This is a genomic window from Arenimonas sp. MALMAid1274, from assembly GCF_049195245.1.
Classification (GTDB): Bacteria; Pseudomonadota; Gammaproteobacteria; order Xanthomonadales; family Xanthomonadaceae; genus Arenimonas.
Genome location: NZ_JBMIRR010000022.1, coordinates 171,517 through 198,438 on the forward strand (window position 1 = coordinate 171,517; position 26,922 = coordinate 198,438).

Below are 26,922 nucleotides of genomic sequence, written 5' to 3' on the forward strand. Positions count from 1 at the left end.
GCGGATTTGCGCGGATGAACGCGGATAAGAGCGAATAGGGGAAGCGTGCCGACAAGCTGCGCTCAACCGGCAGACGCCCGCAGGCGTCCACTCCAGACAGCTTATTGCCCTATCGGCCTTTATCCGCGTCCATCCGCGCAAATCCGCGGCCAAACGCTCCCGACTAGGGCGCCGCGCAGTCCCGGCGCAGGGACAGGGCCGACGCGATGTCGCGCCAGTCGAAGGCGCCGGCGCCCTGGTCGTCGTGCGCCGCGTACAGCACGCCGTAGGGGAAGCGGCGGGTGGCGACCGAATGCAGCCAGATGCCGTCGGTGAGCGACACCGTATTGCCGGCAAAGCTGCCGCGGAAGGTCAGGTCGGCGCGGTCGAACACGTGGAAGACGGTGCGCTCGGTGGACTGGTCGGCGGTGATCCAGTAGCCGCTGCCGTCGGCGCAGGCCCACAGCGCCACGCCCTCGGCCTGGGCCTGGAAGCGTTCGGGCGGCAGGTTGCGTCCGGTGTAGCTGCCGTCCATGCGGTACTCGCGCAGGGTGGTGCCCACGCGCACGTCTTCCTCGGCGATCAGCAGGCGGTCGTGCGCCGGGTCGCCGGCGATGGATTCGACCATGCGCAGCGCGCCGGCCGGGGTGGTGTCGCCGAACTGGCCCTGCAGCGTGGCGCGCGGCACTTCGCCGCCCATCGCGATGCGGTAGCGCTTCACGCGGCCGTCCAGGTCGTCCAGCGGCGGCACCAGCTCGGTGCGGAAGTCGGCCATGAAGCTGTCGGTGACCAGCAGCTCCAGCGTGTCCGGCGTCAGCTCGCGCAGCCACAGGCCGTAAGGGCTGAGCAGTTCGCCGTTGCCGAAGGTGGTGACGGGCTCGAACGCGGGCAGCCGCAGGATCTGCACGCGCTGGTTGTCGCGTTCGACCACGAACACCAGGTCGCCGTACACCGCGATGCCATTGGGACGCTGGAACTGTCCGGGCTTGTCGCCGGGGCTGCCGACGGTGCGCAGCAGGGCGCCGGTGTCGCCGTCATAGACCACCAGCTGGTTGCTGGCCTTGGCGGTCGCGATCAGCCAGGTTTCGCCGGTGGGCGTGGGCCATGCGGCCACCGAATCCACTTCATGCTCGCGCATCGAGGGCGTCATGAAGGCTTCGGCCACGCGCACCGCCGGGGCGGCATGCAGGTCGGGCAGGTCGTGCGAAGAGCTGTCGGGCCGGGTCGGGGAGCCGCTGCAGGCGGCCAGGGCCAGGGCCAGGGCGAGCGGGGCGAGGCGTGTGCAATGGGATTTCATCGCCAGATTATGCGGATTCAGCCGCCTCGCGTGAATGCCCAGCAGCCCGGTAGGCAATCTATCGCTTCATCCGCATGAAGGGATTGACAGGCGCCCGGCGCCGGGTGCAAGCTTGGTCCCGCAACACCCATCGAGACCGGCTGAGGGGTTAGGCCCGAAGACGCCGGGGCAACCCATGCAGGAGCAATCCCGCATGAAGGTGCCAATTCCTGCGGGGACCATGCGTCCGCCGAGAGATGGGTCGTATCGTTCCCCGACGCACCGGGGGCGTTCGACTTCTGCTTTCACCGCAAGAGGCTCGCTGGGTAACCACCCACCAGGAGTCCTGCGATGAGCCTCACCCCGTCCCCCGCCCACGAAGCGTCCGATGCCGTCTGCCTGGCCGCCGCGCCGTCGGGCGCCGCGATTTCTTTCGACGCCGCCTTCAGCCCCGCGCCGACGACGCGCCGCTTCGTGCTAGACCTGCCGCTGACGCTGCGTCACGCCGGCCCCCGCACGGTGGTGGTGCGCGGCGAATGGACCGGGCCGCAGGACGCGCCCTTGGTGATCGTGGCCGGCGGCATCTCGGCTGATCGCCACGTGGCCAGCAGCGTCGCCAGCGCGACGCCCGGCTGGTGGTCGGACCAGGTGGGGCCGGGCTGCGCGATCGACACCCGCCGCCTGCGCGTGCTGGCGATCGACTGGCTGGGCGCCGACGGCAGCCTGGATGCGCCGATCGACAGCGCCGACCAGGCCGATGCGCTGGCGGCCGTGCTCGACCGCCTGGACGTGGCGCGGGCGGTGGCCTTCGTGGGTGCGTCCTACGGCGCGATGGTCGGGCTGCAGTTCGCGGCGCGCCATGGCCATCGGCTGGGTCGGCTGGTGGCGATCTCCGGCGCGCATCGCGCGCACCCCTATGCCAGCGCGTGGCGCGCGCTGCAGCGCCAGTGCGTGGCCCTGGGCCGCAGCGAGGGCGGCATCACCCAAGGGCTGGCGCTGGCGCGGCAGTGGGCAATGCTGAGCTACCGCACGCCGGAGGAGTTCGCCGAGCGCTTCGATGCGCCGGCCAGCGTGGACGCGGGCGTGGCGCGCTGCGCCTCCGAGGACTATCTGGAAAGCTGCGGTCGCCGCTACGCCGCGCGCTGGACCAGCACCGCCTTCCTGCGCCTGTCCGAATCCATCGACCTGCACCGCGTGGATCCGTCGCAGGTGCGCGTGCCCACCACCGTGGTGGCGGTGGACGAGGACCGCCTGGTGCCGCTGTCTGACTTGCAGACCCTGGTCGAATCCCTCGGCGCGCCGGCGCGGCTGCGCCAGCTGCGTTCGCGCTACGGCCACGACGCCTTCCTGAAGGAAGGGCAGGCCATCGCCTCCATCCTGCGCGATGCCCTCGCCGGCTGCGCGGAGGTGGCGGCATGAGCGCGCGCTGTCCCGCCACCGCCGCCGTGCGTGCCGGCATCGATGCCGACACGGCCTTCGGTGCCGTCACGCCGCCGCTGGTGCTGTCGAGCAACTTCAGCTTCGCCGGCTTCGGCCAGAAGCGGCGCTACGACTACACGCGCAGCGGCAATCCCACGCGCGACCAGCTGGCCGACGCGCTCGCCGAGCTCGAAGGCGGCGCCGGCGCCGTGGTGACGGCGACCGGCATGGCCGCGATCACGCTGGTGCTGGAAGCCCTGCTGCAGCCCGGCGACCGCCTGGTGGTGACGCACGACTGCTACGGCGGCAGCTGGCGGCTGTTCGACGCGCTGGCGCGCAAGGGCCGCTTCGAGCTGGTGCTGGCCAACCTGGCCGACCCGCGCGCGCTGGCCGAGGCCCTGTCGCTGCCCACACGGCTGGTGTGGATCGAGACCCCCTCCAATCCGCTGCTGCGCATCACCGACCTGCGCCACGTGATCGACGCTGCGCACCGCGCGGGTGCCCTGGCCCTGGTGGACAACACCTTCCTCTCGCCGGCGTTGCAGACCCCGATCGAGTTCGGCGCCGACTTCGTGCTGCATTCCACCACCAAGTACATCAATGGCCACAGCGACGTGGTCGGCGGCGCGGTGGTCTCGCGCGAGGCCGCGCACAACGAGCAGCTGGCCTGGTGGGCCAATGCGCTGGGCCTGACCGGCTCGCCCTTCGACAGTTTCCTGACCCTGCGTGGCCTGCGCACGCTGGATGCGCGCCTGCGCGTGCACCAGGAGAACGCCAGCGCGCTGGCCGAGCGCCTGCAGCGGCACCCGGCGCTGTCGGCGGTGCATTTTCCGGGTCTGGCCACGCACCCGGGCCACGCGCTGGCGGCGCGGCAGCAGCGTGGCTTCGGCGCGATGATTTCCTTTGACCTCGCGGGCGGGCTGCCGGCGGTACAGGCCTTCCTCGACGGCCTGCAGCACTTCACCCTGGCCGAGTCGCTGGGCGGCGTGGAGAGCCTGGTCGCACATCCGGCCAGCATGACCCACGCGTCCATGTCGGCCGAGGCGCGGCGCGTGGCGGGGATCGGCGAAGGCCTGCTGCGTCTGTCGGTGGGCATCGAGGCGCTGGAGGACCTGGAGGCGGACCTGCAGGCGGCGCTGGATCGTGCGCTGGCCGTCACCGTGGCGACCGTGCGCGAGGTGGCGCCGTGAGCTCGCTGCCGCGGGTGGCGGTCGCGGGCCAGGCGGCCACGCGCCGCATCGCGCTGCTCGGCGTAGGCACCGTGGGGCGTGCGCTGCTGGATCGGTTCGAGTCGCTGGCCGATCCGCGCCTGGCGCTGTGCCTGGCGGCGAACTCGCGCCGCCGCGTGTATTCCGAATCCGGGCTGCGCGCCTCGCGCGTGCCTGCTTCGCTGGCCTCGGGCGAGGCGCATGGCGGCTCCGGCGTGCTGCCGGCCGGTTTCGCGCCCGGCGATATCGTGGTGGATGCCACCGCCAGCGCCGAACTGGCGGCCTGGCATCCGCGCTGGCTGCGCCAGGGCCTGGCCGTGGTCAGCGCAAACAAGCTGGGATTGGGCGGGCCGCTGCTGCGCCAGCACGAGATCCGCGCGCTGGCCGGCGATGGCGCCCGCTACGGTGACGCGGCCACGGTCGGGGCCGGTTTGCCGCTCCTGCGCACGCTGCGCGAACTGCGTGCGGGAGGTGATCGCATCGGCGCCGTGGTGGGCGTGCTGTCGGGAACGCTGGCCTGGCTGTTCGACGGCTACGACGGCCGCGAGTCCTTCGCCGCCCGGGTGCGGGCCGCCGTGGCGCAGGGCTATGCCGAGCCCGATCCGCGCGTTGACCTGTCGGGTGAGGATGTGCGCCGCAAGCTGCTGATCCTCGCGCGGGCGGCGGGCTACGCGCTGGAGGAGGTGGAAGTGCGGGTGGATACGCTGCTTACGCCGGAACTGGCGGCACTGCCAACGGACCAGGTCGACGGCGCGCTGGAGCAACTCGACGCCAGCCTGGCCGAGCGCGCCTCGCGCGCCGCGGCCGACGGCAAGGTGCTGCGCTACGTCGCGCGCTTCGATGCTGCCGGTGCGCGCATCGGGCTGGAGGCGCTGGCCGCCGATGATCCGCTGGCGGTGGGGCGGGGCTGCGACAACCGGGTCGCGATCTGGAGCACGCGCTACCGCGAGCGGCCGCTGCAGATCCAGGGCCCGGGGGCGGGCGCGGAGGTGACGGCGGCGGCGCTGGTGGACGACCTGCTGCGCGTGGTGGCGTGACGATACCAGGTTTGTAGCGTGCCCTTGCGTCAGTGGCATGACGCTCCAGCGCGTCATAATTCCGCCATCGCCGAGGTTTAAAACTTCCGGATTACCTTCCGGAGACACCGCGGCGATGAAGAGGTCCCTGCTTGCCATCCACCTTTCCCGGGCCCTCGCGGGTGCGTTGGTCATCGCTGGCGGCCATGCAATGGCGCAGGCGCCGACGCCCGCGCCGGAGGCGCCCGACGGTGCCGCCAGGCAGCTCGACACCATCGTGGTGCAGGGCCAAATCACGTATCGCGACCGCGCTGATGAAATCCCGCCGACGCTGTCCTACGACCTGGAGTACTTCCAGCGCTTCGAGCCGCTGACGGTCGGCGACATGCTCAAGCGCGTCCCCAGCGTTGCCTTCGTCTCGGACGTGCTCGAGTACGACGGCGCCCAGCTGCGCGGCCTGGACCCGGGCTATACCCAGATCCTGATCAACGGCAAGAAGGTGCCCGGCGCCGGCACCGACCGCAGCTTCTTCGTCGACCGCATCCCGGCCGAGCTGGTGGAGCGCATCGAGATCGTGCGCTCGCCCAGCGCCAACCGCTCCGGTGACGCCGTGGCCGGCGCGCTCAACATCGTGCTGCGCGATGCCTACGAGTTCGACGGCGGCTATGCGCGCGTGGGTGCGCTGCGTTTCGACGACGGCGAGGTCAAGCCGACCTACGGTGCAGTGGGTAGTGGCGAAGTGGGCGGTGGCCGCCTGCTGGGCGGGTTCAACGTGCAGGGACGCTACAACCCGAAGAAAAAGTTCAGCACGCGCTTCGAGGAGCCGGGCGGCGACTTCGTGGACCGCGAGGACCAGACCGACGTGCGCGATGGCGACGACTACTCCGGCAACGTCTCCTATACCCGCGACATCGGCACGGGCCGCCTCAAGCTCTCCGGCCTGTACGTGCTGACCGACCGGACGCAGACCGAGAACTCGATCGAGTACAACGACCCCGAAAGCAGTTCGCGCGAAAACCTGCTTTCGGTGAACGAGCAGATCGTGGACATCGACCAGACCAACCTGTCGCTGGGCGCCGCCTACGAATTCGACATGGCGGGCGGTCGCACCGACATCGACCTGGGCTATGCGCGTTTCGAGGACGAGACCTTCGACACCGAGGAGGAGACCAGTTTCGACGACGACGACAGCCCGCCGTCCTTCGACGAGACCGAAGGCGCACGCGTGCTGACCGATACCGACGACACCGAGCTGAGCCTGAAGCTGGCGCACGAGCGCGCGGTCGGCGCACTGGACATGGAGTTTGGCGTCGATGTGCTGTCCAAGCAGCGCGACACCGACCTGCGCGTGAGCGAGGTGGACATCGACGACGAAGACCTGCCGTTGCCGCCTTATTCGGACTTTGATCGCAACACCAGCGCCATTGACGAGCGTCGGGTGGATCCCTACCTGATGTTCACCGGTGCCGGCGGCAGCGTCGAGTGGCAGGCCGGCCTGCGCTACGAGATGACCCGCGTGGACGTGGACGCCGATGGCGACAAGCAGGACAACGACTATTCGGTACTGCTGCCCTCGGCCAGCCTGCGCTGGAACCTGAGCGACGACGACCGTATAAGCGTCGGCGTGGGTCGCACGGTGCGGCGCCCGAACTTCGACTTCATCCTGCCGCTGCTGCTGGAGGAGGAGTACGGCGACAACGACTTCGCCGGCAATCCGCAGCTGGATCCCGAGACATCCTGGGGCCTGGACCTGGGCTTCGAGCGCCGGCTGGGGCGGCAGGGCATCGTCGGCGTGAACCTGTTCTACCGCGACATCACCGACCTGATCGAGGTGGTGAACACGGGCGCGCCCAGCGCGACGGCGCTGGGTGATTACGAGGACGAGGTGGAAGAGTTCCTGGACGACAATCCGGGCGCCGACGAGAACACGCCGGGTTACCCCGTGTTCGATCCGCAGAGCTTCGTTTACACCGCGGCCAACGTCGGCGATGGCTATGTGTACGGCATCGAGTTCGACGCCTCCACGCCGCTGACGGCGCTGGGCCTGCCCAATACCGGCGTGTTCGTGAACTACTCCTGGCTGGACAGTTCGGTGGACGACGAGTTCGGCGAGCGGCGCTTCAACAACCAGGCGCGCTACGTCTACAACCTGGGCTTCATCCAGGACCTGCCGGAGTGGAACGCGTCCTTCGGCGCCAGCTACCGCAAGCAGGGCGACGCCGAGCTGCGCGTGCTGGCCGAAGAGGTGCGCACGAGTTACGGCGCGGACCTGGAGGTCTTCATCGAGAAGCGCTTCGGCGAGAACCTGTCGGTGCGCCTGACCGGGTCCAACCTGCTCGACGCCAGCAAGGACGAGCTGTTCGACAAGTTCGACAACGGCATCGACCAGCTCGACCGCGACTACGACGAGTTCGAGATGGAAACCGAATCCGCCGGCCCCGTCTACCAACTAATCGCCCGCTACTCCTTCTGACCCACGGTGAAAACATACCAGGTATGTTTTCACCGACGATGAGATTCGCCGCTGCTGTCTCACGGCCGATGAAAACATACCTGGTATGTTTTCACGTCAGGGGGTGAGGGGGAGGTAGCCGGTGGGGCCGATCATGCGGAAGGGGATGGAGACCAGGCGCAGGCCGGCGTTTAGCTGGATGGCGAAGTGCAGGTGGGGGCCGCTGGAGTAGCCGGTGCTGCCGGTGCGGCCGATCACCTGGCCCAGGTTGACGCGGTCGCCGTTGCGCACCAGCACGCCGCCTTCCTGCAGGTGCGCGTACAGCGCCATGCTGCCGTCGTCGTGCAGCACGCGGATCAGGTTGGCCCGGCCCGCCAGGCGGGGGTCGGTGCCGCCTTCGCGATACGCGCCCTGCGCTTCCATCACGACGCCGGCGCGGGCCGCCAGCACCGGCGTGCCTTCGGCCACGATCAGGTCAATGGCATAGCGGTTGGCTTCGTCGCCGTGGCTGAAACCGCCGTGGAATCCCTGGCCCAGTTCGAAGCGCGACTCCTCCACGGGCAGCGAATACACCACGTCCCGCGCAACCGGACCGGGCGGGCCCGGCGTCGCCACCAGCCGCAGCGACTGCCGCGGTTCCGGCCCCCAGGCCTGCAGCCGGGCCAGCTCCACCCGCGAATGCGCCGGCACCACCGCCCGCAGCGGCAGCGGTGGATTGCTGTCCATGCCGATCATCTCGATCGCGGCCAGCTCGACTTCAACCGGCCCCGCGAGCCGGTTCTGTGCGTAAGCGATGACATCCTGCCCCTGCCGGACCACGACCAACTCGGCCGGTCCTTCCGAGGCGCCGTCCTGCGCGAGCACCGCGCCGGCCAGCGCCGCCCCCAGCACCCATGCCAGCGCGCGCGCCCGGGTCACGAAGGCCACTGCGGCATCGGCCGCGCGAAATACTCGGCGATCGGAGCCGGCCGGTCGATCGCGTAGCCCTGCGCAAAGTCCACGCCCAGCGCCAGCAGCGCCTGCCGCTCGCGCTCGGTCTCGGTGTGCTCGGCGACGCTGCGCTTGTCCAGCACGTGCGCGATCTCGTTGATCGAGCGCACCACCGCCTCGGCCAGCGGCGAGGTTTCCATGTCGCGCACGAAGCTGCCGTCGATCTTGAAATAATCCACGTCCAGCGCGCGCAGGTAATTGAACGAGCAGAAGCCGGTGCCGAAATCATCCAGCGCGAACCGGCAGCCCAGGCCGCGCATCTGCGTGATGAAGCGCTGAGCACGCGCCAGGTCGCGCACCGCGCTGGTCTCGGTGATTTCGAAGCAAAGCCGGTCGCCGGGAAAGGCGCCGCGCCGCAGCCGCTCGGCGACGAAACCGATGAAGCCCTCGTCGATCAGCGCATCACCCGACAGGTTGATGCAGCAGGTGGACACCGACGCTGCCGCCTGTGGATGGGATTCCAGCCAGCCCAGCGTCTGGCTGATCACTTCCCGGTCGATGCGCGTGCCCAGGTGGAAACGTTCGGCCGCCGGCATGAACTGCTCGGGCATCATCACCTCGCCGGTGCGCGGATCACGCAGGCGCAGCAGCACCTCGAAGTGCCGCCCGCGGTCCTCGCCGGCGCGCAGCGGCGCGATGCTCTGGCAGTACAGCTCCAGCGCATGGTGGTCCAGCGCATCCCGGATGCGCACCACCCAGCGCATCGCCGCCGTGCGGTCCAGCAGCTCGCCGCCGTCCAGGCTGGCCAGGCAGACCCGGTTGCCGCCCTGTTCCTTGGCGGTGAAGCAGGCGGCGTCGGCCTGAGACAGCAGCTGCGCGTATTCGCCCTGGCCCGGGAGGAAGCCGACCAGGCCCACGCTGGCGGTGCTGGCCAGCATCTGGCCGTCCCAGCCGCAGCGGTAGCCCTCGATGGCCCGCAGCAGCCCGCGGGCGCGGTCCTCGGCCACCATCGGCGTGCAGTTGCGAAGCAGCATCGCGAACTCGTCGCCGCCCGTGCGCGCCAGCAGGTCGTCGCGGTGCCGGTGCGCCTCGATCACGCCGGCGATGCCGCGGATCACCGCGTCGCCCGCCACATGGCTGGCGGTGTCGTTGATCAGCTTGAAGTGATCCAGGTCCAGGTAGGCCAGAGCCATCGGCGGCGCCGACGGATCGGCCAGGGCCTTGCGCACCTGGTCCTCGAAGGCGTTGCGGTTGGCCAGGCCGGTCAGCGGATCGGTGTTGGCCCGGTGCTGCAGGGTGCCGGCCGTCACCCGTTGCTGGTGCATGGCGAAGGCCAGGATCATCGGCAGCGAGGCCACCACGATCAGGAAGGCCAGCAGGTTCAGGCCATCGCGCGTCTGCACCGGCGCCGGATACCCGGCCAGGCCCAGCCCCGCCAGCCCGGCGATCAGCAGCATGGTCACCGCGATGGCCAGCGCCGTGTGCAGCGGCGGGAACCGGATCGCACTCCACACCAGCACGCCCAGCGGCAGCGCCACCAGGCCCAGCGCGTACGGCCCGCCCAGGCTGCCGGCCCAGGCCATCAGCAGGAAGCTGGCGAAGATGGCGACGTTCCAGAGCAGGCGCTCGCCCTCGGGGGCGTAGGCGTCGCCCTCGGTGCGCGGCTGGCGCAGCGCCGGGCCCGAAAGGGCCAGCATCATCGCCGGTGCCACGCTGGTCACGCCCAGCAGGTCGCCCAGCAGCCAGCGCGTGGCGGCGGCCGGCAACTCGGCCGGCGCGATCAGGTCGTTCTGCAGCATGCCGATCACGCCGATGGACGCACTGATGATCGCCATTACCGTACCGCCGGCCAGTGCCCGGAGACCGAAGCGCACCGTCAGCGGATCCTGCACCGGCGTGCGCAGCACCAGCCAGGCGCCCACCACCACGCCGAAGAAATTGCTCGCCAGCGAATACGCCAGGAAGCCCGGCGGCACCGGGTCGAACAGCAGGTGAACTCCCAGCGCGCCCAGCGGCACGAACAGCGACCAGCGAAGGCCGAATCGCACCACACCCGCCAGCGCCACGCCCGAAGACGGCCAGAACAGCGCCACCTGCCCGGGCCCGTCGATCAGCAGGCTCGAGTAGCCACCGCCCGCGGCATACAGCGCCACCAGCATGCAGAAAAGGGCCACCCGGCGGCTTGGCTCGCGCATGGCCAGAGCATAGGCCGCGCCCCTCGCCGACACTAGGGGGCGTCGCCGGTGCCCTTGCCCGGCGGCGAGAGACCGGACGAGGCCACCAGCTCAAGTCGGCCCGCCTTGAGCAGGTCCACGGCATTGCCATCCAGCGCCTGCAGCAGGGCCTGCAGATGGCTGTCGGCGGGCGCCCGGAACAGGGCCCAGCCATCGCGGCCGTGCGCCTTGACGTAATACAGGGCGCGATCGGCCAGCTCCACGATCTGCTCCCAGCCCAGGTTGCCGCGCGCATCGCGGAACAGGGGGCACTCGACGAAACCGACCGAGCAGGTCAGCCGCAGCGGCTCGCCGGTGCCGATCTCGAAGCGATGGTTGCCGATCGCCCCGCGGATGCGTTCGCCCAGCAGCGGCAGGTGCCGGCCCGTCATCGGCCGGAACACGACCAGGAACTCCTCGCCGCCCCAGCGCGCGACGTAGTCGCCGGTGCGCACCAGGCGGCCCAGCACCTGCGCCACCTGCTGCAGCACCCGATCTCCGGCCGCATGTCCGTGGCGGTCGTTCACGAGCTTGAAGTGGTCGATGTCCACCAGGGCGAACACCATCACCTCGCCCTGGGCGCCGCGCCGCAGGGTGTCGCGGTCGTAGAAGGCCAGGTCGGCGGGAATCTGGTTGGCCAGGTAGCGGCGATTGCGCAGGCCGGTGAGCGGATCGGTCTGGCTCGCTTCCTCGAGCCGGTGGTTCGCCACTTCCAGGGCTTCGGTGCGCTGGCCCACCAGCTGTTCCAGGGCACGGCGCTGGCGCCGGTGCGCGCCCCGCTGCAGGCGGTAGCCGGCATACACCACGCTGCCCAGCAGCAGCGCCATCAGCACCAGGAACAGCGTGGTCTCGTGGAAGCGCGGCTTGATCAGGAAGCCGATCTGCGCCGGCGACTTGCTCCACACGCCGGCGTTGTTGGATCCCACGGCTTCGAACACGTAGGGTCCCGGCGGAAGGTTGGTGTAGTTCACGACGCGCCGCTCGATGTCATCCAGCGTTCGCCAGTCGGCGTCATAGCCCACCAGGCGGTAGCGCAGGTCCACGCTGCGCGGATCCTGGAAGCTGAGCACGGTGAACTCGAAGCTCAGGTCGCGGTCATCCTGGCCCAGCTGCCAGTCGGCGCTGGGGTCGGCTTCGCGCCAGGCCTCGCCCACGCGCACGCGTTCGATCAGGGTGCGCGGCGCAACGCTGTTCTTGACGATGCCGCCAGTCGCCATCGCGAGCAGGCCGTCACGGGTGGGCAGCCACAGTTCGCCGTCGTAGAGGAACCCCTTGGCGTTGCCGGCACCGTTGCAGCAATAGCCCTTCTGGCCGCCGCGGCGGTCGCCGCGTTCGTTGAGCAGCATTTCCCCGCGCACCTGGCTTCGTTCGCCTGCGGCCACCGCCAGCAGGTCGGCCACCGGCACGCGGTGCACACCGCGGATGCCTGCCACCCACAGGTAGCCCTGGCCGTCCTCGGTGAGGAAGAAGGGCGAGTTCACCGGCATGCCCTGCTCGCGGGTGAAAGCGACCCAGCGCTGGCCGTCGAACAGGAAGATTTCCTCCGACAGCGTCCCGATCACCAGCTTGCCGTCGGCGAGTTCGTGGATGGCGGTGACGTCGAGGTTGTCGCGCAGGCCATTGTCCAGGCCCAGCGGCTGCAGGCGTTCGCCGACCACTTCGTAAAGCCCCGTCTGTGTGCCGACGAGCAGCCGGCCGTCACGGGTCTCATGGAACAGGCGCGTGCGCGGATCGCGCAGCCCGTCGGCAACGCCAAAGCCGCGCAGCTCGCCTCGCGCATGCCGGAACAGCCCCTGGGTCGTGGCGAACCACAGCGCGCCGCGGCGATCGCGCACGATGCCGTTGATCTGCGCGCTGCGCATCGGCGCCACCCAGTCCGGCGTGTCCAGCGACTCGCCGCGCAGCCGCACCACGCCGCGGCGCGTGCCGATCCACACCACGCCATCTTCCGGCAGCAGCGTGTAGGCATTGGGATGGGGCAGGTCGGCGCCCGCGACCACCTGCCGGAAGCGGCCGCCGGACAGCACGCTCAGGCCGCGATTGGTGCCGGCCCACAGCCGGCCGTCCGGTCCGCGCGCCACCGACCACAGCACGCTGTCATCCAGGCCCTCGCGCATGCCGTAGCGGCGCGTCCATCCGTTCCACATCCGGGTCAGGCCTTCCCACTGGCTGCCCAGCCAGAGGTTGCCTTCGCTGTCCTCGAACACCACGCGCACCGCCGCACCCGCCCGGTCGCCGGAGACGAGTTCCGCCACCCGGCCTTTGCGAAGGCGGACCAGGTCTTCGACCATGCCGATCCACAGGTTGCCGTCGCGGTCCTCGTGCATGGCTTCGATCGGGGCGCGCGACAGCGGCTCGCCGCCCTCGTGGCGCAGCCAGGCGTCGCCCTGGCGATAGAACAGGCCTGCGCTCGTGCCCGCCCACAGCCGGCCCTGCGCCTCGACCAGGTGGGTCACCACGGTGTCGTCGTCGCCTTCGGGCAGCGGCAGCAGCTGCACCAGGCCATCGGCGATGCGGTACACGCGCCCCCGGCTGCCGACCCACAGCTCCTGGCCGCGCGCCAGCAGGGCGGCTGCCGGGCGCGGCAGCGGGTACTGCAGGTTCAGCCCGGCGGGCGTGGCGCGGTACACGCCCTCGGGCGCCGCCACCCACAGCGCGCCATCGTCGGTGGGCTCGATGTCGCGGGTGTCGAGCGGACTCTCCGGATCCGAGCCCGGCACGGCGATGATGCGGAAGACATCGTCCTCGTACAGGGACAGTCCGCGATAGGTCGCCACCCACACGCGGTTGCGGCCGTCGACGTGCAGGTCGTTGATCCAGATGCCGGCCAGGCCGGGCGTGGACTCGGGATTGAAGGTGGTGAAGCGCACGCCGTCGAAGCGCGCCAGTCCCGCCTGGGTACCGACCCAGAGATAACCCTCGCGGTCCTGGGCGATGGCCAGCGCGCTGATCTGCGGCAGGCCTTCCTCGATGCTCCAGGTGTTGCGGACGTAGTGGTGGAAGGCCTTGTCGGGATCCAGGGCCGCCGCCGGCAGGGTCCAGGCCAGTGCCAACGCCAGCAGGGCGATCAGCGTGGGCGCGCGGCGCGGGGTCGTCACGGGGCGGTCCTGCCTGGGACGGGAGTCACCCGAATATCAACCCGGCGGCAGGACAAGGCAAGCACCGGCGTCACGGTTCGACGCGGCCTGGCCGCGCGGGCGTCGCTCAGCACTCGATGACGTTCACCGCCAGGCCGCCGCGGCTGGTTTCCTTGTACTTGTCCTGCATGTCGCGGCCGGTGTCGCGCATGGTCCTGATCACCTTGTCCAGGCTGACCTTGTGCTTGCCGTCGCCGCGCAGGGCCATTCGCGAGGCGTTGATGGCCTTCACGGCACCCATCGCATTGCGCTCGATGCAGGGAATCTGCACCAGGCCGCCGATCGGGTCGCAGGTAAGCCCGAGGTTGTGCTCCATGCCGATCTCGGCGGCGTTCTCGACCTGGCCCGGCGTGCCGCCGAGCGCGGCGGTGAGGCCGGCCGCGGCCATCGAGCAGGCCACGCCCACCTCGCCCTGGCAGCCGACCTCGGCACCGGAGATCGAGGCGTTCTCCTTGTAGAGGATGCCCACGGCGGCCGCGGTGAGCAGGAACTCGAACACGCCGGCCTCGTTCGCGCCAGGGCAGAAGCGGTCGTAGTAATGCAGCACGGCCGGGATGATGCCGGCGGCGCCGTTCGTGGGCGCGGTGACCACGCGGCCACCGGCGGCATTTTCCTCGTTCACCGCCAGCGCGTAGAGGTTCACCCAGTCGAGCACGGTCAGCGGGTCGCGCATGCCGGCCTCGGGCTTGGACGCCAGCTCGGCGTGCAGCGAGGGCGCGCGCCGCTGCACGTGCAGGCCGCCGGGCAGGGTGCCCTTCTCGCGGATGCCGCGCGCGGTGCAGTCCTGCATGGCCTGCCAGATCTCGCGCAGGCCGGCATGGATTTCCGCTTCGCTGCGCCAGGCCCGTTCGTTGGCCATCAGCACGCCGGCGAAGCCCAGGCCGGTTTCGCGGCAGCGCTGCAGCAGTTCGTCGCCGGAGTGGAAGGGATAGGGCTGCTCGGTGGTGTCGGCGACGATGCGGTCTTCGGCCGCCTCGTCCTGGTTGACCACGAAGCCACCGCCCACCGAGTAGTAGTCGCGCGTTGCAATCTGCACGCCCGCCGCATCGAAGGCCGTGAAGCGCATGCCGTTGGTGTGGAAGGGCAGCTTCTGGCGCTTGTTCATCACCAGGTCGTGCTTTTCGTCGAAACCGATCTCGTGCTTGCCCAGCAGCAGCAGCTTCTTGTCGCGACGGATGCGTTCAAGCGCCGGCGGAATGATGTCGGGATCGATCTGGTTGGGCCAATGGCCCTCCAGGCCCATCAGCACGGCCTTGTCGGTGCCGTGGCCGCGGCCGGTGAGCGCCAGCGAGCCGAACACCTCGGCGCGCACGCGCGCCGTGCGCGCCAGGTCGCCGTTTTCCTCCAGCCAGTGGCTGGCGAAGCGCGCCGCCGCGCGCATCGGCCCGACCGTATGCGAGGACGAGGGCCCGATGCCGATCTTGAACAGGTCGAATACGCTGACGGCCATGGACGGAGTTCCGGTGAAGTGGCCGTATTCTATGCGCCTTGGCGCCAACCAGACTGTACGCCGGCGAACGGCCCACCGATGAAGCTCACCCTGATCCAGCGCGATGATTGCCACCTGTGCGACCAGGCCTGGGACCAACTGGCCCAGGCCGGCGTGCCGGATTTTGATCCGCTGTGGATAGACGACGACCTCGGGCTGCAGGCGCGCTACGGCGAACGTATCCCGGTGCTGCGGCGCGAAGACAGCGGGGCCGAACTCGACTGGCCGTTCGACGCCGAGGGATTGCGCCGCTTCCTGGGCGGCTGAGCGGCGCTCAGCCGGCCTTGGCCGGTGCCGCCGGCGCGGGTGCCAGCACCAGTCGCGTGCTGACCTTGATCGCGTCGGGGATCAGTTCCACGTCCGCCCATTCGCCGGTGCCCACCTTGAACTGCAGCCGCCGCACGGTGGCTTCGCCGGCCAGCACCGGCGATGCGCCGGGTGTCCAGGTGAAGGTCAGCGGCACCGGATGGCTGGCCCCGCGAAGCGTGAGGCTGCCCTCGGCCACGTAGCGGTTGCCGCCGAGCGCGCGGAAGCGGGTGGCGATGTAGCGCGCCTCGGGCGTGCGCCCGGTGTCGAAGAAGCTGGCGCCCGCCAGCTCGGGATCGTAGTCGGCATTGCTGGTGCGGGCGCTGGCCAGATCGATGCGCACGTCGAAGCGGCTGCCGGCCAGGTCGGCCGGATCGAAGCGGATGCTCGGCGTGAACTTCTCGAACCTGCCGGTGAAGGCTTCGCCTTGATAGGCCCCGCTGAAGCCCAGCGTTGAACCTTCGCGCGCGGTGTAGTCGGCGGCGGACACGCTGGCGCTGGCCAGCAGTAGGGCAAGGGTGGCGGCGAATCGCATGGTCAGGCTCCGGGCGGGGGATCTTGCGGCGATGGATCGGTACGCGGCTTGAGGATCGGCAGCATGCGCACCAAGGTGCGGTCGCGGTCGAAGTAGTGATGCTTGAACGCCGCCAGTGCATGCACGGTGACGATGGCCGCCAGCACCAGGAACAGCGTCTCGTGGGCGTCGTGGGCGAATTCGCGGATCTCGGTGCTGCGCGCCGACAGGCTGGGCAGGTTGAACAGCTTGAACCACTGCAGCGGATAGCCGGCGGCCGAGTTGTACAGCCAGCCGCTGATGGGCATGGCCAGCAGCACGAAGTAGAGCGCGACGTGGGTGGCGCTGGCGGCCCAGGCCTGCCAGCGCGGCGTGCCCGGCACGGGCGCGGGCGCACCGGCCACCAGCCGCCAGAGCAGCCGCAGCACTGTCAGCGCCAGCACCGTCAGGCCGAAGCTCTTGTGCAGGGCGTACACCGCCACCTTCTGGGCGTTGGGCAGCTCCTGCATCAGGAAGCCCACCAGCACCAGGCCCAGCACCATCGCCACCGTGATCCAGTGCAGCGCGAGGCTGACGGCGCCCCACTGGTTGGCGTCATTCCTGATCGGCATCGGGGGTCTCCTGGGTCGGGGGTGGCTCGGTGGCGGACGTGCGAAGGGCTTCGACCTCGATCATCAGCCTGACCTCGTCGCCGATCACGTTGGGCCAGGCATCGATGCCGAAGTCGCGACGGCTGAGCCGGCCGGTGGCGGAAAAGCCGACCGTGCGCCGTTTGGTGATCGGATGGCGCTTTATCGCGTTGAGCGTGACCTGCAGCGTCACTGGGCGCGATTGTCCGCGCAGGTGCAGCTGGCCGTGCACCTCGGCCTGGCCTTCGCTGGTGGGCTGCACGCGCGTCGAGGTGAACCGTGCTTCGGGCTGGCCGGTGGCATCGAGGAAGCCACGGCCGAGCACCTTGGCGTTCCAGCCCGCCTCGCCCAGGTCGAGGCTGGCCAGCGGGATACGGACGTCCAGCCGGGCGCTGGACCAGTCGTCGGGGTCGAACCACAGCTGGCCGTGCGTGCCGGAGAACGTGCCGATGGCACGGGAAAATCCCGCGTGGTCGATGTGGAAGGCAACGCGCGTATGCACCGGGTCCAGGCGCCAGGCCGCAGGCTCGGCCGCGTGAGCGGCCAGCGATGCGAGGCAGGCGAGGGCGATCAGGCAGGTGGATCGCATCGGCAACGGCGTTCTCCTACATTCCCGGGGCCCGGGTCTGGCTAGTCTAGGCCGGCAGAGTGGACGAGGCGTGCATGGCGGCGAAACCCAATGTTGCAGGGTCGCGGGCGGACGCGGGGGGCGAGGCGCGGCCACGCATCGTGTCCGCGGCTCCCTGTGCCGGCCTGCGCGGGCGGGCCTGGCGCTGCTGCGGGGCGCTGGCCGCGGCACTGGTCATCGCCCCTGGCCTCGCGGCGGGAACGGCAGTACAGCCGCAGCCAGCAGGCCTTCCATTGGCATCGGGTGGGGTAGCGGAGGCGCCGCAGGTCAGCGTCCAGCCGCCCCGGGTGGAAATCGTCAGCCTGGTGCGCGACCAGCGCACGCTGGTGTATCCCGCCAACGTCCGGGTCCTGCGCATCGCGCACGATGACCGCGACCTGCGCATCCGCCTCGCGCCGGGCGGTCCCTCGCCGGTGCGGCGGGTGGCCTTCCGACTCGAGGGGCACGACGCGGGCTGGATCACCCGTGATCCGCCCGGCGAGCAGGCCTACGACCGGCTCGCCCCGGGCAGCTACCGGCTGCTCGTGGCGGCGCAGGCGGTCGATGGCCATTGGTCGCGGGCACGGGCCCTGGGCCTGGTGGTGGATCCTCCGTGGTGGCGCAGCCAGCGCGTGCTGGCGCTGGGCGGCCTTGCCGTGCTCGCCGCCTCGGCCTGGGCGGCGTTGTCGCATCGGGCGCGCCGGCGTCGGCGCGAGGCCTGGCAGCTCGAACAGGCCAGCCGCCGCCTGGCCGAGCAGCAGTCTGCGGCCAAGAGCCGCTTCCTGGCCACGCTGGGCCACGAGATCCGCACCCCGATGACCGGCGTGCTGGGCATGGCCGAACTGTTGCAGGGCGGATCGCTCGATCCGGTGCAGTCGGCCCAGGTCGATGCGATCCAGCGCGCGGGCCGGCACCTGCTTCGGCTGGTCAATGACGCGCTGGACCTGGCGCGCATCGAGGCGGGAAAGCTGGTGCTCGACGATGCGCCGTTCGAACTGCGGCCCTTGCTGGACGAGGTGTCGGGCCTGCTGCGGCCGCTCGCCAGCGCCAAGGGCCTGGGATTTTCGCTGGCCTGCGACGGCGACGTACCGCGCGCCTTCCGCGGCGACGCCACGCGAGTGCGGCAGATCCTGTTCAACCTGGGCCACAACGCCATCAAGTTCTGCGATCGGGGCGAGGTCAGCGCGCGGGTGTCGGCACCGCCGCCGCTGGGCCTGCGGCTGGTGGTGCACGACAGCGGCCCGGGGCTGAGCAGCGAGCAGCAGGCGCGGCTGTTCCGCCGCTTCGAACCAGGCATGGCGCGTGAGCCCGGTGGCTATGGCGGCAGCGGCCTGGGCCTGGCGATCTGCCAGGAACTGGCGGCCGCGATGGGCGGGGCCATCAGCGTGCGCAGCGAGCCGGGGCAGGGCGCCGAGTTCTGCGTCGAGTTGCCGCTGCCGGCCGCCGAACTGCCGCCCGCACCCGCGCCGGCCAGCCTGCCGCAAGGCGCCGCGCTGCGGCTGCTGCTGGTCGAGGACGACGACGTGGTGGCCGAGGTGGTCTCGGGATTGCTGCGTCGTCAGGGCCACGCCGTGGCGCACGTGCCGCACGGGCTGGCGGCGATCTCGGAGCTGGCCTGCCGCGAATTCGACCTGGCCCTGCTCGACCTTGATCTGCCGGGCATCGACGGCACCGCGCTGGCGCGCCTGATCCGGGCGGGCGGTTCCCGGATGCCGCTGCTGGCATTGACCGCACGCGCCGACGCCGAGGCCGAGCCCAGCGCCATGGCCTCGGGCATGAATGGCTTCCTGCGCAAACCGGTCACCGGCGACATGCTGGCCGCAGCGCTGGCGGCCGCGGCGGGACCACGCTGACTCAGGCGGCGTCGCGGCTGAAGGCGTGCACGGCGTCCACCAGCACGGCCACGTGCGCCGGATCCATGTCCGGCGACATGCCGTGGCCCAGGTTGAAGACGTGGCCCGCGCGCGAACCGCCGTTGGCCGCGGCGTAATCGTCCAGCGCCCGGCGCACTTCGCGCTCGATGCCGGCCGGCGACGCGTACAGCGTCGCCGGGTCGAGATTGCCCTGCAGCCCCACCGAGCCGCCGGTGCGGCGGCGCGCCTCGCCCAGGCCCACGGTCCAGTCCACGCCCAGGCCCTCGGTGCCGGTGGCCGCCAGGTCTTCGAGATAGGGCGCATTGCCCTTGCCGAACAGGATCAGCGGCGTGCGCGCGGCACCTTCGCCGCGCGGCAGTTCGGCTGCGATGCGCTGCAGGTAGCGCAGCGAGAATTCACGGTACACGTGTGGCGCCAGGACGCCGCCCCAGGTGTCGAACACCTGCAGCGCCTGCGCCCCGGCCGCGCGCTGCGCGGCCAGGTAGGCGATCACCGCATCGGTGGTCACTTCAAGCAGGCGGTGCAGTGCCGCCGGCTCGTTCAGCGCCATGGACTTGATGCGGGCGAAATCCTTGCTGCCGCCGCCTTCGACCATGTAGCAGGCCAGGGTCCAGGGACTGCCGGAGAAACCGATCAGCGGCACGCGGCCATCGAGCTCGCGCCGGATCAGGCTCACGGCATCCATCACATAGCGCAGCTCGGTGCCCATGTCGGGCACGGCCAGCCGGGCGATGTCGGCCGGCGTGCGCACGGGACGTTCGAACTTCGGGCCTTCGCCATCGGCGAAATACAGGCCCAGGCCCATCGCATCGGGCACGGTGAGGATGTCGGAGAACAGGATCGCCGCGTCCAGGTCGTAGCGTCGCAGCGGCTGCAGCGTCACTTCGCAGGCCAGTTCGGGGTTGGTGGCCAGGCCCATGAAGCTGCCGGCCTGGGCGCGGGTGGCGCGGTATTCGGGCAGGTAGCGCCCGGCCTGGCGCATCAGCCAGACCGGCGTGCAGTCCACGGGCTCGCGCCGCAGCGCACGCAGGAAACGGTCATTCTTCAAGGTCACGGGGTGCATCCGGGCAGGGGCGCGGGGGAGGGCTCAGCGCGGCGCATCGGAGCCCTGGGCGAACATCACCAGGAATCCCTTGCGCACCTGCGCGTCGCGGGCTTTTTCAAAGGCCGCCAGGGCGGCGTCGCGCTCGAGGTACTGCTCGCGCTTGAGCTGGGCCTTGCCGCCGATCTGGCCGGCTTCGCGCAGCAGGGTCCAGCCGCCCAGCAGGTCCTGCTGGAGCATCAGCTGGACATAGCGGGGCGCCTCGCCGGCGCTGGGTTTTTGCTGCAGCAGCAATCGCATAGGCCGCCATTGTAGCCATTGGGCGCGCCTGGCGTGCGCTGGCGATGCGCCCGGCTCAGGCGTCCAGTACGGCCCTCAGGTCGGCTTCGGGCACGTCGGTGGCCACGGCGGCCGCGCCCAGCCCATTCCACAGGATCAGCCGGAGCTGGCCGGACAGGGCCTTCTTGTCCAGGCGCATGCGCTCGAGCAGGGCATCGCCCGACAGCCCGGGCGGCAGCGCCACCGGCAGGCCGAAACGTTCCAGCAGGGCGGCCAGGCGCGCGGTATCGGACCAGGGCGCGCGGCCGAGGTCGGCCGACAGCCGCGCCGCCAGCACCATGCCCACTGCCACCGCCTCGCCGTGCAGCAGGCCGCCATAGCCCTGCTGGGTCTCGATGGCGTGGCCGAAAGTATGGCCGAAATTGAGCAGCATGCGCTCGCCCTGTTCGGTCTCGTCGCGCGCCACGATGCCGGCCTTGTGCCGGCAGCTGACGGCGATCGCTTCGGCCAGCGCGTCGGCGTCGCGCGCCAGCAGCGCTTCGGCGTTCTCTTCGAGCCAGGTGAAGAAGGCCGCATCGGCGATCGCGCCGTACTTCACCACTTCGGCCAGGCCGGCACGCAATTCGCGGTCCGGCAGGGTGTCGAGCGTGGCGGTGTCGGCCAATACGGCCGACGGCTGGTGGAAGGCACCGACCAGGTTCTTGCCCTGCGGCAGATCCACCGCGGTCTTGCCGCCGACCGAGGAGTCCACCATCGCCAGCAGGGTGGTGGGCAACTGCACGAAGCGGATGCCGCGCATCCAGCAGGCCGCCGCGAACCCGGCCAGGTCACCGATCACGCCGCCGCCCAGCGCGACGAGCGTGGCATCGCGGCTGGCGCCTAGCGCGGCCAGCGCCGACAGCACCTCGCCGAAGCGCGCCAGCGTTTTCTCCTGCTCGCCGGCCGGCAGCACGCGGGTGCCGACCTGCTTGCCGGCCAGCGCCGTCTCAACCCGCGCCAGGTAGTGCGGCGCGACATTCGCGTCGGTGACCACCAGCACGTGCCGGCCCGGCACCAGCGCGCGCAGGGCGTCGCCCTGGTCGAGCAGGCCGCGGCCGATGCGGATGGGATAGCGGCGCGCGCCCAGCGCGACCTCGACGTCATGCACCTTGTTCACGCGGTCTCCGTGCGCTGCCAGCGCTGTTCAAGCAGGGCGCCCAGGCGCTCGGCGGCGACGGGCACGCTGAGGCCATCGGCGTCGAAGGCCAGGTCGGCGATGTCGCGGTAGATCGGCCCGCGTTCCACCGCGAGGGACTCGAGCCGCGCGCGCTTGTCGCCGAAGGCCAGCAGCGGCCGGCTGCGGTCGCGGCCCAGGCGTTCGATCTGCTGGGCCACGCTGACCTGCAGATGCACCACGAAGCCGCGGGCCCGCAGGTGGTCGCGGTTGGGCCCGGCCAGCACGGCGCCGCCGCCAGTCGCCACCAGTTGCCCTTCGCCGCGCATCAGTTCGGCAATCAGGGCCGACTCGCGGGCGCGGAAACCCGCCTCGCCCTCGTGCTCGAAGATCAGCGGCACCGGCGCGCCGGTTATTTCTTCGAGCCGGTGGTCGCAGTCCACGAAGGCCAGGCCCAGCCGCACCGCCAGGCGCTTGCCGATCGAGGTCTTGCCCGCGCCCATGGGGCCGACGAGCACGAGGTTTGGCGCGGGATTCATGGGATCGGATGCTAGCATCCCGACCCCGCGGAGCTGCAGGCTCGCGATTGCGAAGGAAGGCAGGATGAGCGCGGGATTACTGGTGGTGGCAGGGCTGGGCGATGTCGGCATGCGGCTGGCGCGGCGCTGGCAGCAGGGCGGTGGCGAGGTCGTTGGTGTGCGTCGCCGCGCCGGCGAGGACGAAGGCCGCCTGCGCCAGGTCCGCGCCGACCTGGCCAGCGGCGAGCGCCTGCAGCTGCTGCCGCGGCGTGCCGATGCGCTGGTGTTCTGCGCGGCGCCCGACCAGCGCGACGAGGTGTCCTACCGCGCGCTCTACCTGGACGGACTGCGGCGGATGATGGACGCCTGCCAGGCACCGCGGCTGATCTTCGCTTCGTCCACCGCCGTTTATGGTCAGGACCAGGGCGAGTGGGTGGACGAATCCACGCCCGCCGAAGCCGCCAGCTTCAATGGCCAGGTGCTGCGCGAGGCCGAACGCGCGCTGTCGGATCATGCCGCCGGCATCGCATTGCGCCTGTCCGGCCTTTATGGCCCCGGCCGCGAGGCGATGCTGCGCAAGGCGCGCACCGGCGAGCCGCCGGCCGCGCGCTGGACCAACCGCCTGCACGTCGAGGATGCGGCCGCCGCGCTGGCGCACCTGATCGACCTGCCCGCCCCTCAATCGCTATACCTGGGTTCGGACGACGCGCCCGCACTGGAATCGGACGTGGTTGCCTGGATCCGCGCGCAGGAAGGCTTGCCGGCCCTGGCGCCAGCAACCGGTCCGGCCACCGGGCGCCGGGTGGCCAACACACGGCTGCGGGCGACCGGCTGGCGGCCCGAGCATCCGGATTACCGCGAAGGTTACGTGCCGCTGCTGCGACCGGCCGCCTCCTGACCCGCCGTGCGGGCGGCCCGGGCGTATAGTCCAAGCGCCCATCCCGGGCCCCTCGGAGAACGCCATGGCAACGTCCACTGTCACCAAGGTCATCGAAGTTTCCGCCTCGTCCAAGAAAGGCATCGAAGATGCCGTGCAGACCGGCCTGAAGAAGGTCGCCAAGAGCGTGAAGAACATCAAGGGCGCCTGGGTCAACGACGTCAAGGTGGTCTGCAACGACGACGGAAGCGTGTCGGAATGGCGCGTCAACATGCGCGTGAGCTTCGTCGTCAGCTGAAGCGCGCAGCGGCAGCCCCGCCGGCCGTCGCCGGTGGGGTGCAGCCGCCGCCCATCGGAGCGACAATGCGGGAAACCTGGAGTTCCGCATGAGCGACCTGTACGCCGAAGCCCTGCAAACCTTCGCCCGCCTGCTGGCGGAGGCCACGGCAGCGGGTGATCCCGAACCTACTGCCATGACCGTGGCCACCGCCGATGCGCAGGGCCGGCCGTCGGCACGCACCGTGCTGCTCAAGGCCTTCGACGAACGCGGCTTCGTGTTCTACACCAACTTCGACAGCCGCAAGGGCCGCCAGCTGGCCGCAAATCCGCAGGCCGCGCTGCTGTTCCTGTGGAAGACCCTGCGCGACCAGGTGCAGGTGAAGGTCGAGGGCACGGTGGAGCCGGTGACCGTGGCCGAGGCCGACGACTACTTCGCCTCGCGCCCGCGTCCCAGCCAGATCGGCGCCTGGGCCTCGCTGCAGTCGCAGACCCTGGAGGCGCGCGAGACCTTCGAGGCGCGCATCGATGCCTTCGAGAAGAAGTTCGAAGGTGGTCCGGTGCCGCGGCCGCCGCACTGGTCCGGTTTCCGGGTGGTGCCCGAGCGCATCGAGTTCTGGTACGGCGCGCGCTACCGCCTGCACGAGCGCCAGTCCTACGAACGCGTGGACGGCCAGTGGCGCCAGCGGATGCTGTATCCGTGAGCCACGGCCCGCGGCGCATTGTCTGCCTGACCGAAGAGCCCACCGAAGTCCTGTACGCGCTGGGCGAGCAGGACCGCATCGTCGGCATTTCCGGCTTCACCGTGCGTCCGCCGCGCGCGCGCAAGGAGAAACCCAAGGTCAGCGCGTTCACCAGCGCCCGCATCGGCGAGATCCTCAAGCTCGAGCCCGATTTCGTGGTCGGCTTCTCCGACATCCAGGCCGACATCGCCGCCGAGCTGATCCGGCACGGCATCGAGGTGTGGATCAGCAACCACCGCAGCGTCGCCGACACCCTGGACTACGTGCGCCGGCTGGGCGCGCTGGTGGGCGCGGCGGCGAAGGCCGCGGACTATGCCGATGCGCTGCAGCGTGGCCTGGACGAAGTGGCGGCCGCCTCGGCGACGCTGGCGCGCCGCCCCAGGGTGTATTTCGAAGAGTGGGACGAGCCGCGCATCAGCGGCATCCGCTGGGTGGCGGAACTGGTGCGCATCGCCGGCGGCGACGACATCTTTCCGGAGCTGGCCGCGCAGTCGCTGGCGAAGCACCGCATTCTGGCCGACGACCGCGAGATCATCGCCCGTGCCCCCGACATCGTGTTCGGGTCCTGGTGCGGCAAGAAGTTCCAGCCCGGCAAGGTGGCCGCGCGTCCCGGCTGGGAAAGCGTACCGGCGGTGCGCGACGGACAGCTGCACGAGATCAAGTCGCCGATCATCCTGCAGCCCGGGCCGGCGGCGCTGACCGACGGCGTGCGGGAGATGGCGGCGCACATCCGCCGCTGGGCCGAGCGCCCGCACGGCTGACGCCGCTCCGCCGGATCAGTCCTGCAGCACCTGCACCCCGAGTTCGGCCAGCATGCCGGTCATGCGGCCGGTGCGGGCCGCGCTTTCACTGGACGCATTGCCCTGCTGCGCGCGCTTGGCCACACCCTCGGCAATCGCCGCCAGGCGGAAGAAGCTGAAGGCCAGCACGAAGGGCCAGTCGGCCGGGATCGGCCGCCCGGTCAGCGCGGAATATCGCGCCAGCAGCGCGGCCTCGTCCGGAATGCCCAGGGCCGCGCGGTCCAGCCCGGCCAGGCCGGGCAGGGCGGGGTTGCGCGGCAGGCGCAGCGCCATGCAGAAATAGCCCAGGTCCGCCAGCGGGTGGCCCAGGGTCGACAGCTCCCAGTCCACGATAGCGATCACGCGTGGCTGGGTGGGGTGGAACATCAGGTTGTCGATGCGGAAATCGCCGTGCGCCAGCGCCACCACGCCATCGTCGGGCGGGCAGCGGCGCGGCAGTTCGGCGATCAGGGTTTCCATCGCCGGCGTCGGCTGCGTTTCGCTGGCGCGGTACTGCTCGGTCCAGCGGCGCAGCTGGCGTTCGAAATAATTGCCGGGCTTGCCGTAGTCGGCCAGGCCCACCGCCGACGGATCCACCGTGTGCAGGGCCGCCATCGCGTCGATGATGCCGTCGTAGATCGCGCCGCGGCCGGCGGCATCGACGTCGGGCAAGGACGGATCCCAGAGGATGCGGCCTTCGACGAACTGCATCAGATAGAACATCGAGCCGATCACGGTGTCATCGGTGCAAAGGTGCAGCGGCTCGGCCACCGGCACCTGGCTGCCGTGCAGCGCCTGCAGCACGCGGAACTCGCGGTCCACCGCATGCGCCGAGGGCAGCAGCACGCCGGGCGGCTTGCGGCGCAGCACGTAGGTGCCGCTGGCGGCGTCGATGCGATAGGTGGGGTTGGACTGGCCACCCTTGAACTTCGTGGCCACCAGGGGCCCGCGGAAACCGGGCACGTGCGCCTGCAGGTAATCGGCGAGCGCCGCTTCGGGCAAGGCCAGGGGATCGGTCATGGGCGGGTGCCTGGGGTCATCAGTAATAAGTCCACAGCTCGCGTTCGCCGTGCAGGTGCGGCAGCGCGTTCCAGCTGCCCAGTCGCAGGCGGCGGCCAGCGGGATGGAATTCCGAGAGCGCGCTGTTGCGCAGCGAAAGATTGAGCTCGACCGCGCGCGTGTCCGGAACGTCCAGCGCCATCTGCGCCAGGCGCGAGATCACGCCACCCGAGCTGAGCACCAGCACTTCGCCGTCGCCGGCCAGGGCTTCAAGCCGTTCGCCGGCCGACTGCACGCGCTGGCCGAAGGCGGCCCAGGATTCGGGCAGGTCCGGCAGCTCGTCGCGGGCCCAGGCCAGCAGCGCCGCCTGCAGCATCGCGCCGACGTCACGCGGGTGGCCGCTGCGGCTGGCCACCGCGATCGGATGCTCGGGGTCGCGCGCAAGGTAAGCACTGAAGACGGCCTGGTGGTCGAACTCGGCGAAGCCTTCATCGGCCACTGGCTCGGGCAGGGGCAGCCCCGCCGCCGCGAAGGCTGCGGCCACGCCTTCGGCGGTCTGCCGGTGCCGGCGCATGCCGCCCACCACCACCGCCTGGAACCGGTGACCGCCGCGCGCCAGCCACTCGCCCAGCCGCCGCGACTGCAGCTGGCCGCGCTCGGAAAGATTGTCGTAGTCGGCGGCCCCGTAGCTGGCCTGGCCATGTCGTACCAGCAGCAGGCTCACTCGACGAAGAACTCCTGCCGGAAGCTGGCCTTGATCGGGGCGGCGCCGGCCACCGTCACTTCCAGTTCGAAGGTGAGGGTGTCCTGGCCGGCGATGCGGGCTTCGGCCAGGTAGTAGATCGCGTCGCCCTCGCGCACCTCGCGGGCGCGCAATCCAACGCGCTGGCCGCTGAGGTTGGTCACCGCCAGCTTCACCTGCGCCGGCACCGCGCGGTCGGCGCCGGGGCCGCCCTGGCGCACCGCGATGTTGACCAGGGCGCGGTTGGCCGAGCGCGTGATGCCGCTGCGGCGCGCCACCTCGGGGGTGATGCGCGTGCTGGGCAGCGCGTTGTAGTGCACGACGTACTCGCCGGCGCGCGTGGAGTTCTGCGCCAGGGCCGGCCAGGCCAGCAGCAGCGCCAGCATCACCAGCATCATCGGAACCAGGATCGGGCGACGCATGGCCGTCACTCCTGCAGGCGGGCACCCATCATCGCGCCGCGGC

The 26,922-nt window shown here is 70.7% G+C and carries 25 protein-coding genes and 1 riboswitch; of the genes, 10 read left to right on the forward strand and 15 right to left on the reverse strand.

From position 1 onward, the window contains the following. Positions 1–163 precede the first annotated feature (163 nt). Positions 164–1,276, reverse strand: coding sequence for a phytase (locus tag ACOQFR_RS03190; RefSeq protein WP_421378435.1), 1,113 nt, complete (start codon positions 1,274–1,276; stop codon positions 164–166). 124 nt (positions 1,277–1,400) lie between these two features. Beyond that, positions 1,401–1,519: riboswitch (SAM riboswitch) on the forward strand. An 87-nt stretch (positions 1,520–1,606) separates the two neighbouring features. Between ACOQFR_RS03190 and metX the strand changes: the two genes are divergently transcribed. The 4 genes from metX to ACOQFR_RS03210 all read left to right on the forward strand — a co-directional run bounded on the left by metX (position 1,607) and on the right by ACOQFR_RS03210 (position 7,371). Further along, on the forward strand, positions 1,607–2,674 hold the full coding sequence (gene metX, locus ACOQFR_RS03195; RefSeq protein WP_421378437.1) for a homoserine O-succinyltransferase MetX: 1,068 nt from the start codon (positions 1,607–1,609) through the stop codon (positions 2,672–2,674). Next, positions 2,671–3,864 carry a cystathionine gamma-synthase gene (gene metB / locus ACOQFR_RS03200; RefSeq protein ID WP_421378439.1) on the forward strand — a complete coding sequence of 398 codons (1,194 nt, stop codon included), beginning with the start codon at positions 2,671–2,673 and terminating at the stop codon, positions 3,862–3,864. The genes metX and metB overlap by 4 nt, the downstream gene beginning before the upstream one ends. Before the next feature lie 5 nt (positions 3,865–3,869). Further along, a complete protein-coding gene (locus ACOQFR_RS03205; RefSeq protein WP_421378526.1) occupies positions 3,870–4,919 on the forward strand; it encodes a homoserine dehydrogenase in 1,050 nt (349 codons plus the stop codon). Between the two features lie 115 nt (positions 4,920–5,034). Next, the gene (locus tag ACOQFR_RS03210; RefSeq protein WP_421378441.1) at positions 5,035–7,371 is read left to right on the forward strand and encodes a TonB-dependent receptor plug domain-containing protein; all 2,337 of its coding nucleotides are present in this window, start codon (positions 5,035–5,037) and stop codon (positions 7,369–7,371) included. A 96-nt stretch (positions 7,372–7,467) separates the two neighbouring features. On the opposite strand, the gene ACOQFR_RS03215 is transcribed toward ACOQFR_RS03210, so the two are convergent. The 4 genes from ACOQFR_RS03215 to ACOQFR_RS03230 all read right to left on the reverse strand — a co-directional run bounded on the left by ACOQFR_RS03215 (position 7,468) and on the right by ACOQFR_RS03230 (position 15,080). Continuing rightward, the gene (locus ACOQFR_RS03215; protein ID WP_421378443.1) at positions 7,468–8,268 is read right to left on the reverse strand and encodes a M23 family metallopeptidase; all 801 of its coding nucleotides are present in this window, start codon (positions 8,266–8,268) and stop codon (positions 7,468–7,470) included. Continuing rightward, a complete protein-coding gene (locus tag ACOQFR_RS03220) occupies positions 8,265–10,475 on the reverse strand; it encodes a putative bifunctional diguanylate cyclase/phosphodiesterase (protein ID WP_421378445.1) in 2,211 nt (736 codons plus the stop codon). The genes ACOQFR_RS03215 and ACOQFR_RS03220 overlap by 4 nt, the downstream gene beginning before the upstream one ends. A 32-nt stretch (positions 10,476–10,507) precedes the next feature. Then, complete coding sequence (locus ACOQFR_RS03225) at positions 10,508–13,591, reverse strand: two-component regulator propeller domain-containing protein (RefSeq protein ID WP_421378447.1); 3,084 nt, start codon at positions 13,589–13,591, stop codon at positions 10,508–10,510. Positions 13,592–13,697: 106 nt separating this feature from the next. Next, a complete protein-coding gene (locus ACOQFR_RS03230) occupies positions 13,698–15,080 on the reverse strand; it encodes an L-serine ammonia-lyase (protein ID WP_421378449.1) in 1,383 nt (460 codons plus the stop codon). Between the two features lie 78 nt (positions 15,081–15,158). Between ACOQFR_RS03230 and ACOQFR_RS03235 the strand changes: the two genes are divergently transcribed. Then, the gene (locus tag ACOQFR_RS03235) at positions 15,159–15,386 is read left to right on the forward strand and encodes a glutaredoxin family protein (protein ID WP_421378451.1); all 228 of its coding nucleotides are present in this window, start codon (positions 15,159–15,161) and stop codon (positions 15,384–15,386) included. 7 nt (positions 15,387–15,393) lie between these two features. On the opposite strand, the gene ACOQFR_RS03240 is transcribed toward ACOQFR_RS03235, so the two are convergent. The 3 genes from ACOQFR_RS03240 to ACOQFR_RS03250 are packed head-to-tail and all read right to left on the reverse strand — an operon-like array spanning position 15,394 to position 17,163. Next, positions 15,394–15,960 carry a YceI family protein gene (locus ACOQFR_RS03240; RefSeq protein WP_421378454.1) on the reverse strand — a complete coding sequence of 189 codons (567 nt, stop codon included), beginning with the start codon at positions 15,958–15,960 and terminating at the stop codon, positions 15,394–15,396. Positions 15,961–15,962: 2 nt separating this feature from the next. After that, positions 15,963–16,550 carry a cytochrome b gene (locus ACOQFR_RS03245; protein ID WP_421378456.1) on the reverse strand — a complete coding sequence of 196 codons (588 nt, stop codon included), beginning with the start codon at positions 16,548–16,550 and terminating at the stop codon, positions 15,963–15,965. Further along, positions 16,534–17,163 (reverse strand): YceI family protein, encoded by a 630-nt coding sequence (locus ACOQFR_RS03250; RefSeq protein ID WP_421378458.1) that lies wholly within the window; start codon positions 17,161–17,163, stop codon positions 16,534–16,536. The genes ACOQFR_RS03245 and ACOQFR_RS03250 overlap by 17 nt, the downstream gene beginning before the upstream one ends. A 320-nt stretch (positions 17,164–17,483) precedes the next feature. Here ACOQFR_RS03250 and ACOQFR_RS03255 point away from each other — a divergent pair, with 320 nt between their 5' ends. Then, positions 17,484–19,028: an ATP-binding protein gene (locus ACOQFR_RS03255; RefSeq protein ID WP_421378460.1), complete on the forward strand. Its 1,545-nt coding sequence runs from the start codon at positions 17,484–17,486 to the stop codon at positions 19,026–19,028. A 1-nt stretch (position 19,029) separates the two neighbouring features. Here ACOQFR_RS03255 and hemE read toward each other — a convergent pair whose 3' ends face one another. Genes hemE through ACOQFR_RS03275 form a run of 4 tightly spaced genes read right to left on the reverse strand, consistent with a single transcriptional unit; the run spans position 19,030 to position 22,062 of the window. Continuing rightward, the gene (gene hemE, locus ACOQFR_RS03260; protein ID WP_421378462.1) at positions 19,030–20,112 is read right to left on the reverse strand and encodes a uroporphyrinogen decarboxylase; all 1,083 of its coding nucleotides are present in this window, start codon (positions 20,110–20,112) and stop codon (positions 19,030–19,032) included. Between the two features lie 24 nt (positions 20,113–20,136). Next, entirely contained in the window at positions 20,137–20,391 is a 255-nt protein-coding gene (locus tag ACOQFR_RS03265) for a WGR domain-containing protein (protein WP_421378464.1), read from the reverse strand. Between the two features lie 55 nt (positions 20,392–20,446). Then, positions 20,447–21,526, reverse strand: coding sequence for a 3-dehydroquinate synthase (gene aroB / locus ACOQFR_RS03270; RefSeq protein WP_421378467.1), 1,080 nt, complete (start codon positions 21,524–21,526; stop codon positions 20,447–20,449). Beyond that, entirely contained in the window at positions 21,523–22,062 is a 540-nt protein-coding gene (locus tag ACOQFR_RS03275; RefSeq protein WP_421378469.1) for a shikimate kinase, read from the reverse strand. The genes aroB and ACOQFR_RS03275 overlap by 4 nt, the downstream gene beginning before the upstream one ends. Positions 22,063–22,126: 64 nt before the next feature. On the opposite strand from ACOQFR_RS03275, the gene ACOQFR_RS03280 reads away from it, so the two are divergent. From ACOQFR_RS03280 to ACOQFR_RS03295, 4 genes are all read left to right on the forward strand, one after another. Beyond that, positions 22,127–22,939 (forward strand): NAD-dependent epimerase/dehydratase family protein, encoded by an 813-nt coding sequence (locus ACOQFR_RS03280; protein ID WP_421378471.1) that lies wholly within the window; start codon positions 22,127–22,129, stop codon positions 22,937–22,939. 64 nt (positions 22,940–23,003) lie between these two features. After that, a complete protein-coding gene (locus ACOQFR_RS03285) occupies positions 23,004–23,216 on the forward strand; it encodes a dodecin family protein (RefSeq protein ID WP_421378473.1) in 213 nt (70 codons plus the stop codon). 88 nt (positions 23,217–23,304) lie between these two features. Then, positions 23,305–23,898: a pyridoxamine 5'-phosphate oxidase gene (gene pdxH, locus ACOQFR_RS03290; RefSeq protein WP_421378475.1), complete on the forward strand. Its 594-nt coding sequence runs from the start codon at positions 23,305–23,307 to the stop codon at positions 23,896–23,898. Further along, positions 23,895–24,698: an ABC transporter substrate-binding protein gene (locus tag ACOQFR_RS03295; protein ID WP_421378477.1), complete on the forward strand. Its 804-nt coding sequence runs from the start codon at positions 23,895–23,897 to the stop codon at positions 24,696–24,698. Before pdxH ends, ACOQFR_RS03295 begins: the two co-directional genes overlap by 4 nt. Positions 24,699–24,713: 15 nt before the next feature. Here ACOQFR_RS03295 and ACOQFR_RS03300 read toward each other — a convergent pair whose 3' ends face one another. The 3 genes from ACOQFR_RS03300 to ACOQFR_RS03310 are packed head-to-tail and all read right to left on the reverse strand — an operon-like array spanning position 24,714 to position 26,879. Further along, positions 24,714–25,736, reverse strand: coding sequence for a phosphotransferase (locus ACOQFR_RS03300; RefSeq protein WP_421378479.1), 1,023 nt, complete (start codon positions 25,734–25,736; stop codon positions 24,714–24,716). Between the two features lie 19 nt (positions 25,737–25,755). Next, the gene (locus ACOQFR_RS03305; protein ID WP_421378481.1) at positions 25,756–26,439 is read right to left on the reverse strand and encodes a histidine phosphatase family protein; all 684 of its coding nucleotides are present in this window, start codon (positions 26,437–26,439) and stop codon (positions 25,756–25,758) included. Continuing rightward, positions 26,436–26,879 (reverse strand): DUF4426 domain-containing protein, encoded by a 444-nt coding sequence (locus ACOQFR_RS03310; RefSeq protein ID WP_421378483.1) that lies wholly within the window; start codon positions 26,877–26,879, stop codon positions 26,436–26,438. Before ACOQFR_RS03310 ends, ACOQFR_RS03305 begins: the two co-directional genes overlap by 4 nt. Between the last annotated feature and the right edge of the window lie 43 nt (positions 26,880–26,922).

Excerpts from the sequence above, each read along its gene's own strand:
- ACOQFR_RS03190 (WP_421378435.1), bottom strand. The coding sequence starts at position 1,276 with ATGAAATCCCATTGCACACGCCTCGCCCCGCTCGCCCTGGCCCTGGCC.
- metX (WP_421378437.1), top strand. The coding sequence starts at position 1,607 with ATGAGCCTCACCCCGTCCCCCGCCCACGAAGCGTCCGATGCCGTCTGC.
- metB (WP_421378439.1), top strand. The coding sequence starts at position 2,671 with ATGAGCGCGCGCTGTCCCGCCACCGCCGCCGTGCGTGCCGGCATCGAT.
- ACOQFR_RS03210 (WP_421378441.1), top strand. The coding sequence starts at position 5,035 with ATGAAGAGGTCCCTGCTTGCCATCCACCTTTCCCGGGCCCTCGCGGGT.
- ACOQFR_RS03220 (WP_421378445.1), bottom strand. The coding sequence starts at position 10,475 with ATGCGCGAGCCAAGCCGCCGGGTGGCCCTTTTCTGCATGCTGGTGGCG.
- ACOQFR_RS03230 (WP_421378449.1), bottom strand. The coding sequence starts at position 15,080 with ATGGCCGTCAGCGTATTCGACCTGTTCAAGATCGGCATCGGGCCCTCG.
- ACOQFR_RS03235 (WP_421378451.1), top strand. The coding sequence starts at position 15,159 with ATGAAGCTCACCCTGATCCAGCGCGATGATTGCCACCTGTGCGACCAG.
- ACOQFR_RS03240 (WP_421378454.1), bottom strand. The coding sequence starts at position 15,960 with ATGCGATTCGCCGCCACCCTTGCCCTACTGCTGGCCAGCGCCAGCGTG.
- ACOQFR_RS03245 (WP_421378456.1), bottom strand. The coding sequence starts at position 16,550 with ATGCCGATCAGGAATGACGCCAACCAGTGGGGCGCCGTCAGCCTCGCG.
- hemE (WP_421378462.1), bottom strand. The coding sequence starts at position 20,112 with ATGCACCCCGTGACCTTGAAGAATGACCGTTTCCTGCGTGCGCTGCGG.
- ACOQFR_RS03265 (WP_421378464.1), bottom strand. The coding sequence starts at position 20,391 with ATGCGATTGCTGCTGCAGCAAAAACCCAGCGCCGGCGAGGCGCCCCGC.
- ACOQFR_RS03275 (WP_421378469.1), bottom strand. The coding sequence starts at position 22,062 with ATGAATCCCGCGCCAAACCTCGTGCTCGTCGGCCCCATGGGCGCGGGC.
- ACOQFR_RS03280 (WP_421378471.1), top strand. The coding sequence starts at position 22,127 with ATGAGCGCGGGATTACTGGTGGTGGCAGGGCTGGGCGATGTCGGCATG.
- ACOQFR_RS03285 (WP_421378473.1), top strand. The coding sequence starts at position 23,004 with ATGGCAACGTCCACTGTCACCAAGGTCATCGAAGTTTCCGCCTCGTCC.
- pdxH (WP_421378475.1), top strand. The coding sequence starts at position 23,305 with ATGAGCGACCTGTACGCCGAAGCCCTGCAAACCTTCGCCCGCCTGCTG.
- ACOQFR_RS03300 (WP_421378479.1), bottom strand. The coding sequence starts at position 25,736 with ATGACCGATCCCCTGGCCTTGCCCGAAGCGGCGCTCGCCGATTACCTG.
- ACOQFR_RS03310 (WP_421378483.1), bottom strand. The coding sequence starts at position 26,879 with ATGCGTCGCCCGATCCTGGTTCCGATGATGCTGGTGATGCTGGCGCTG.